This window comes from Blastococcus sp. CT_GayMR20 (assembly GCF_004570345.1).
In genome coordinates this window covers 1-7,273 of sequence record NZ_SPQM01000193.1, presented here as the reverse complement: position 1 = coordinate 7,273, position 7,273 = coordinate 1, and the positions used below count along the sequence as shown (strand labels likewise).

The window sequence follows — 7,273 nt, the reverse complement described above, 5'->3', positions numbered from 1 at the left end:
GACGTCGGCGTGACGGTGCTGCCCGGGCAGGCCAAGTTCGAGCACGCGGTGACCGTGGACGAGTACCTGGCGCTCCGGCAGTCCGAGGCCGAGCTGCTCTGGCTCGGTACGGGTAGCAACCGCGTCATCCACCCCGACCTCGTGGTCAACACGCTGTCCAATCCACGCTTCTGGCTGCTCATGGGCGTGCCTGTCGGTGATGCGGCGATCCGGCATCGCCTGGTGAGCCAGTTGACGCGGTTGCGGATCAACGAGGCGTCCCGCCCGGTCGCCCGGCCGCTCTTCGACTCGGGCGACGACGACAGCCTGCTCGGAGACCCCGACGACGACCTCCTGGGGGCGGCGCCGCCGAACGCGGAGGCTGACGCCGGCACGGACGAGGAGACCGCCGTCCCGACGGAGGACGGGAGTGCGGTCAGCGGGGTCGCGGTGAACACGCGGATCGGCGACGACGAGGCGAACCTGCTCTTCTGGGTGGGCCTGGACGTGGTCGAGGACGACTGTCGCGACTTCGTACCGGACCTGCGGCACTACGCCGCGCACGTCCGCCATCCGGGACAGGGCAAGATCCCCGACCCGACCCTGCCCTGCCCCCTCCAGGGAAAGGCCTCCCGGTGAGCCACGTCCGACCCGCTGACCTGTTGGGGGTCTGGCGGCATGCCCGCGCCGAACTGGACTGGTCCCCGTGGCCGGGGCCACGTCCGTTGCACGGCGACGACAAGGAGGTGCTGGTCGGACGCGACGAGGACAAGGCGCGCTTCCGCCGGGAGGTCACCTCCCACCGGCTCATCCTGCTGACCGGCATGACGGGTGTGGGCAAGACCTCGTTGCTCGAGGCGGGCCTGGTCCCGGATCTACGCGAGTCGGGCTACACCGTGGGGCTGTGCCGGGACTGGAGCGGCAGCGCCGACGAGACGAACTCCGTGTCCTTCCTCTCCAGCAAGATCAAGTCGCAGCTCGAGGGGCAGGTGGACTTCGACCTGCCGGACGGCGCCCGGCTCTTCTGGGCGCTGAACGAGAAGCTGAACGAGCGATGCGTCATCGTCCTCGACCAGTTCGAGGAACTCATCCGTGATGCACCGGTCCTCATCGACGCCCTCTTCAAGCTGCTCGTGGAGGTCAATCGGCGCACCCACCTGCGGGTCGTCGTCTCCTTCCGCAGCGAGTACCTCCACGAACTCGCCGAGCTCGAGCAGAAGGTGCAGGCATTCAGCCTCACCCACGTGGCGCTGAGCCCCGTGGAGCCGCAGTACGCGCGCGACATCGTCGTCGCGCCGAACCGCAGACCGGGGCACCAGGACCGCCCAGCGATCACCGAGGCCGCTGCCGACCGGGTGACGAAGCTGTGGCGGAGTGCGCTCGAGGTCCCGACCGACTCCCACGAGGAACGTCGAGGGGTCCGCATCGGCCTCCTGCACCTGCAGGGGCTGCTCTACGTCCTGGCCTCCCGGTGCTCGGGACGCACGGTGGAGGGAGTCGACGTCGAGAAGCTCGCCTCCGCCTATCCCAGCGCCGCCGAGGTCTTCCGCACGGGTCTCCACCTCGCCGTGCACGAGAAACTCGACCGGTGCCGCCGCGCCGCCCAGCATCCGGACGTCCGGCTGGACCGCTACCTCGTCGACGGCACGCTGCAGATGGTGGTCGACGCCGTCACCCACCTGTCGAGCGCCGGCTACAAGCTCGTGCGGGACGTGCGGGACCTTGCCGAGGCCACCCTCGGCGACCGCCTCGACTCGCTCCACCTCGGCATCGAGCGCTGCGGCGCGGGGCTCGGTGAGCCGGACGGCGCCGCCCAGCCGGAGCAGGAGCGTGCCCTGCTCGGCGCCGTGCTCGACCTGATCCTCCCCGACCGGAGCATCGAGGAGCTGGACCTCCTGGCGGCCTCCCGAGCGGAGCTGGCCGCCCGCGCCGACGGGTCGGGGCCCAGGACGGCGACCATGACGTGGCTGGAACGGCTGCACGACGGACGCACCGGCCCGGAGGTCGACGCAGCCGACGTCACCTGCGGTCCGATGCTGGGGCACGCACCGGCGGCCGTCCTGATCGAGCAGCTCCGGCGCTTCGTCTTCGCTCTGGAGTGGTTGCACGCCAGCGACCTGGTCCGGATCAGCACCCCGGGAACGGGGGGCGCGATGATCGCCCTCATCCACGATGGTTTCGGCGCCGCACTGGACGAGTGGGCGAGAGCGGCCGGGCGGGGACCGAGCGGGGAACTTGCGGCGATCACCGCGCCGCGAGGTGGTTCGTTCGACTGGGACGAGACGCCCGAGCCGCCGGTCTCCGAGGTCGCGGAGCCGCGGCTGCTGGTCAACCTGCGGTGGCGCGGAGCATGGGTGACGGCGCGGTTCACCGACGTGGTGTTCGTCAACTGCGACTTCCGGGGGACCGGCTTCTCGCGGTGCGTCTTCGACGGCGTCGCCTTCGTCAACTGCCTCCTCGACGGCGCGATGTTCACCGACTGCGAGATCACCGGTGATCCACCCCCGGCCGAGCGGCAGTGGTTCCCCCACGCACCCCGCTTCGTCATCCCCGGTCCGGAGGATGTCGTCAGCGGCCTCGAGCACTACCTCGAGCGCTCCAGCGGGGCCACCGCAGTCCTCTCCCAGTTGCCCGGTCTGCCGGCGGTCCCGCTGTTCGACGGCGCCGACTCCGGGCCGGACGACAGCGGTCCGGCCCTCCAGCTCACCGAGCGTCCGGCCGGGCTGGTGGTCCTCGGCGGCCGGGTCTCGACCCTCATGATCCGGGCCTGCACCTTCTCGGGCGACAGCGCCCTGTCCTTCCGCCACGTGGGCGGCTCGGGGCTCGACGTCGTGGAGGTCGCCGGTGGCCGGGTCGAGATCGTCGGCAGCGCGCTCCGGCACATCACGTTCTCGGCCGCCACCGTGCGGGACGCCGCCCGCAGGGGGCTCCAGATCGACCTCGTGACCTCGAGCATCGCCCAGCTCTGGGTCAGCGAGGGTGTCGTCGGGACGCTGGCCGCCGACAACTGCATGCTCCTGCAGGTCTGGAACGGCTCCGGCGAGACGGAGGGCCGCGCCGCGAACTGCAGCTACCACGGCCTCGTCGGCGTCGTACCGGACGCGGAGTGCGTCCTCCTCGGGCCGGACCAGGCCGTCGCGGCGGCGGGCGACGTCGACGCCGACGGCACGGTCCACGAACGCGTGCGCCGGATGGACTACCGGCGCGACCCGCACCGCGCCGTCCTCACCCCAGCAGAAGCCGCAGCACAGCTGCCCGCACGCTGACGCCCAGGTCGCTCTGGTCGAAGATCCGCACGCGTGGGTCGCTGCGCAGCTCCGGCGCGATCTCGTCGATGACCGGCATCGGGGAGAGCACGACGGCTGTCTCGGGAAGAGTTCCTGCCGTTGCCGGTGTGAGGGCGAACGGCGCCCGGGCGGCGTCGTCCAGGTAGTCGTCACCCGAGCCCGGCGCGAGCCCGCCGAGGTGCAGGACGTCCAGGTCGGAGAAGTCCCCTCCGGACCGTCGGTCCGTCCTGTCCTCCAGTGCCGGCGGCAGCAGGAAGCCCGGGCTGCAGCGGGTGGGCGGGGCGATCAGCGTGAGGCGGCGAGGGGGACGCCGACCGAGGAGTGCCAGCAGTGAGCGGGTCCCCCGTATCCCCAGGTCACCGCTGATGCCGACGTGCAGGCCCTCCAGCGGGCCCGCGAAGCGCTGCATCGCGGCGACGTCGATGAGCGCCTGCGTCGGGTGCTCCCCGCCCGGATCGCCGCCGTTCACCCGCTGCAGCCCGGGCTTCCTGCTGCCGCCGGCACTGGAGGACAGGACGGACCGACGGTCCGGAGGGGACTTCTCCGACCTGGACGTCCTGCACCTCGGCGGGCTCGCGCCGGGCTCGGGTGACGACTACCTGGACGACGCCGCCCGGGCGCCGTTCGCCCTCACACCGGCAACGGCAGGAACTCTTCCCGAGACAGCCGTCGTGCTCTCCCCGATGCCGGTCATCGACGAGATCGCGCCGGAGCTGCGCAGCGACCCACGCGTGCGGATCTTCGACCAGAGCGACCTGGGCGTCAGCGTGCGGGCAGCTGTGCTGCGGCTTCTGCTGGGGTGAGGACGGCGCGGTGCGGGTCGCGCCGGTAGTCCATCCGGCGCACGCGTTCGTGGACCGTGCCGTCGGCGTCGACGTCGCCCGCCGCCGCGACGGCCTGGTCCGGCCCGAGGAGGACGCACTCCGCGTCCGGTACGACGCCGACGAGGCCGTGGTAGCTGCAGTTCGCGGCGCGGCCCTCCGTCTCGCCGGAGCCGTTCCAGACCTGCAGGAGCATGCAGTTGTCGGCGGCCAGCGTCCCGACGACACCCTCGCTGACCCAGAGCTGGGCGATGCTCGAGGTCACGAGGTCGATCTGGAGCCCCCTGCGGGCGGCGTCCCGCACGGTGGCGGCCGAGAACGTGATGTGCCGGAGCGCGCTGCCGACGATCTCGACCCGGCCACCGGCGACCTCCACGACGTCGAGCCCCGAGCCGCCCACGTGGCGGAAGGACAGGGCGCTGTCGCCCGAGAAGGTGCAGGCCCGGATCATGAGGGTCGAGACCCGGCCGCCGAGGACCACCAGCCCGGCCGGACGCTCGGTGAGCTGGAGGGCCGGACCGCTGTCGTCCGGCCCGGAGTCGGCGCCGTCGAACAGCGGGACCGCCGGCAGACCGGGCAACTGGGAGAGGACTGCGGTGGCCCCGCTGGAGCGCTCGAGGTAGTGCTCGAGGCCGCTGACGACATCCTCCGGACCGGGGATGACGAAGCGGGGTGCGTGGGGGAACCACTGCCGCTCGGCCGGGGGTGGATCACCGGTGATCTCGCAGTCGGTGAACATCGCGCCGTCGAGGAGGCAGTTGACGAAGGCGACGCCGTCGAAGACGCACCGCGAGAAGCCGGTCCCCCGGAAGTCGCAGTTGACGAACACCACGTCGGTGAACCGCGCCGTCACCCATGCTCCGCGCCACCGCAGGTTGACCAGCAGCCGCGGCTCCGCGACCTCGGAGACCGGCGGCTCGGGCGTCTCGTCCCAGTCGAACGAACCACCTCGCGGCGCGGTGATCGCCGCAAGTTCCCCGCTCGGTCCCCGCCCGGCCGCTCTCGCCCACTCGTCCAGTGCGGCGCCGAAACCATCGTGGATGAGGGCGATCATCGCGCCCCCCGTTCCCGGGGTGCTGATCCGGACCAGGTCGCTGGCGTGCAACCACTCCAGAGCGAAGACGAAGCGCCGGAGCTGCTCGATCAGGACGGCCGCCGGTGCGTGCCCCAGCATCGGACCGCAGGTGACGTCGGCTGCGTCGACCTCCGGGCCGGTGCGTCCGTCGTGCAGCCGTTCCAGCCACGTCATGGTCGCCGTCCTGGGCCCCGACCCGTCGGCGCGGGCGGCCAGCTCCGCTCGGGAGGCCGCCAGGAGGTCCAGCTCCTCGATGCTCCGGTCGGGGAGGATCAGGTCGAGCACGGCGCCGAGCAGGGCACGCTCCTGCTCCGGCTGGGCGGCGCCGTCCGGCTCACCGAGCCCCGCGCCGCAGCGCTCGATGCCGAGGTGGAGCGAGTCGAGGCGGTCGCCGAGGGTGGCCTCGGCAAGGTCCCGCACGTCCCGCACGAGCTTGTAGCCGGCGCTCGACAGGTGGGTGACGGCGTCGACCACCATCTGCAGCGTGCCGTCGACGAGGTAGCGGTCCAGCCGGACGTCCGGATGCTGGGCGGCGCGGCGGCACCGGTCGAGTTTCTCGTGCACGGCGAGGTGGAGACCCGTGCGGAAGACCTCGGCGGCGCTGGGATAGGCGGAGGCGAGCTTCTCGACGTCGACTCCCTCCACCGTGCGTCCCGAGCACCGGGAGGCCAGGACGTAGAGCAGCCCCTGCAGGTGCAGGAGGCCGATGCGGACCCCTCGACGTTCCTCGTGGGAGTCGGTCGGGACCTCGAGCGCACTCCGCCACAGCTTCGTCACCCGGTCGGCAGCGGCCTCGGTGATCGCTGGGCGGTCCTGGTGCCCCGGTCTGCGGTTCGGCGCGACGACGATGTCGCGCGCGTACTGCGGCTCCACGGGGCTCAGCGCCACGTGGGTGAGGCTGAATGCCTGCACCTTCTGCTCGAGCTCGGCGAGTTCGTGGAGGTACTCGCTGCGGAAGGAGACGACGACCCGCAGGTGGGTGCGCCGATTGACCTCCACGAGCAGCTTGAAGAGGGCGTCGATGAGGACCGGTGCATCACGGATGAGTTCCTCGAACTGGTCGAGGACGATGACGCATCGCTCGTTCAGCTTCTCGTTCAGCGCCCAGAAGAGCCGGGCGCCGTCCGGCAGGTCGAAGTCCACCTGCCCCTCGAGCTGCGACTTGATCTTGCTGGAGAGGAAGGACACGGAGTTCGTCTCGTCGGCGCTGCCGCTCCAGTCCCGGCACAGCCCCACGGTGTAGCCCGACTCGCGTAGATCCGGGACCAGGCCCGCCTCGAGCAACGAGGTCTTGCCCACACCCGTCATGCCGGTCAGCAGGATGAGCCGGTGGGAGGTGACCTCCCGGCGGAAGCGCGCCTTGTCCTCGTCGCGTCCGACCAGCACCTCCTTGTCGTCGCCGTGCAACGGACGTGGCCCCGGCCACGGGGACCAGTCCAGTTCGGCGCGGGCATGCCGCCAGACCCCCAACAGGTCAGCGGGTCGGACGTGGCTCACCGGGAGGCCTTTCCCTGGAGGGGGCAGGGCAGGGTCGGGTCGGGGATCTTGCCCTGTCCCGGATGGCGGACGTGCGCGGCGTAGTGCCGCAGGTCCGGTACGAAGTCGCGACAGTCGTCCTCGACCACGTCCAGGCCCACCCAGAAGAGCAGGTTCGCCTCGTCGTCGCCGATCCGCGTGTTCACCGCGACCCCGCTGACCGCACTCCCGTCCTCCGTCGGGACGGCGGTCTCCTCGTCCGTGCCGGCGTCAGCCTCCGCGTTCGGCGGCGCCGCCCCCAGGAGGTCGTCGTCGGGGTCTCCGAGCAGGCTGTCGTCGTCGCCCGAGTCGAAGAGCGGCCGGGCGACCGGGCGGGACGCCTCGTTGATCCGCAACCGCGTCAACTGGCTCACCAGGCGATGCCGGATCGCCGCATCACCGACAGGCACGCCCATGAGCAGCCAGAAGCGTGGATTGGACAGCGTGTTGACCACGAGGTCGGGGTGGATGACGCGGTTGCTACCCGTACCGAGCCAGAGCAGCTCGGCCTCGGACTGCCGGAGCGCCAGGTACTCGTCCACGGTCACCGCGTGCTCGAACTTGGCCTGCCCGGGCAGCACCGTCACGCCGACGTC

The 7,273-nt window shown here is 71.6% G+C and carries 6 protein-coding genes; 3 read left to right on the top strand and 3 right to left on the bottom strand.

Features of this window, described 5'->3' with window-relative positions:
- Positions 1–618 (top strand): hypothetical protein (locus tag E4P40_RS24985; RefSeq protein ID WP_167762369.1); only part of this gene is annotated, 618 nt, incomplete at its 5' end.
- Positions 615–3,245, top strand: coding sequence for a pentapeptide repeat-containing protein (locus E4P40_RS24980; RefSeq protein ID WP_135161038.1), 2,631 nt, complete (start codon positions 615–617; stop codon positions 3,243–3,245). The genes E4P40_RS24985 and E4P40_RS24980, both read left to right, overlap by 4 nt.
- Here the strand turns inward: E4P40_RS24980 and E4P40_RS24975 are convergent.
- The gene (locus tag E4P40_RS24975; protein ID WP_135161040.1) at positions 3,205–3,675 is read right to left on the bottom strand and encodes a hypothetical protein; all 471 of its coding nucleotides are present in this window, start codon (positions 3,673–3,675) and stop codon (positions 3,205–3,207) included. The genes E4P40_RS24980 and E4P40_RS24975 overlap by 41 nt on opposite strands.
- 13 nt (positions 3,676–3,688) lie before the next feature.
- Here E4P40_RS24975 and E4P40_RS24970 point away from each other — a divergent pair, with 13 nt between their 5' ends.
- Positions 3,689–4,069, top strand: a complete 381-nt coding sequence (locus tag E4P40_RS24970; RefSeq protein WP_135161039.1) for a hypothetical protein — start codon at positions 3,689–3,691, stop codon at positions 4,067–4,069.
- On the opposite strand, the gene E4P40_RS24965 is transcribed toward E4P40_RS24970, so the two are convergent.
- The gene (locus E4P40_RS24965; RefSeq protein ID WP_135161038.1) at positions 4,029–6,659 is read right to left on the bottom strand and encodes a pentapeptide repeat-containing protein; all 2,631 of its coding nucleotides are present in this window, start codon (positions 6,657–6,659) and stop codon (positions 4,029–4,031) included. The genes E4P40_RS24970 and E4P40_RS24965 overlap by 41 nt on opposite strands.
- Positions 6,656–7,273 (bottom strand): hypothetical protein (locus E4P40_RS28375; RefSeq protein ID WP_167762369.1); only part of this gene is annotated, 618 nt, incomplete at its 5' end. The genes E4P40_RS24965 and E4P40_RS28375, both read right to left, overlap by 4 nt.

Excerpts from the sequence above, each read along its gene's own strand:
- E4P40_RS24975 (WP_135161040.1), bottom strand. The coding sequence starts at position 3,675 with ATGCAGCGCTTCGCGGGCCCGCTGGAGGGCCTGCACGTCGGCATCAGC.
- E4P40_RS24970 (WP_135161039.1), top strand. The coding sequence starts at position 3,689 with ATGAGCGCCTGCGTCGGGTGCTCCCCGCCCGGATCGCCGCCGTTCACC.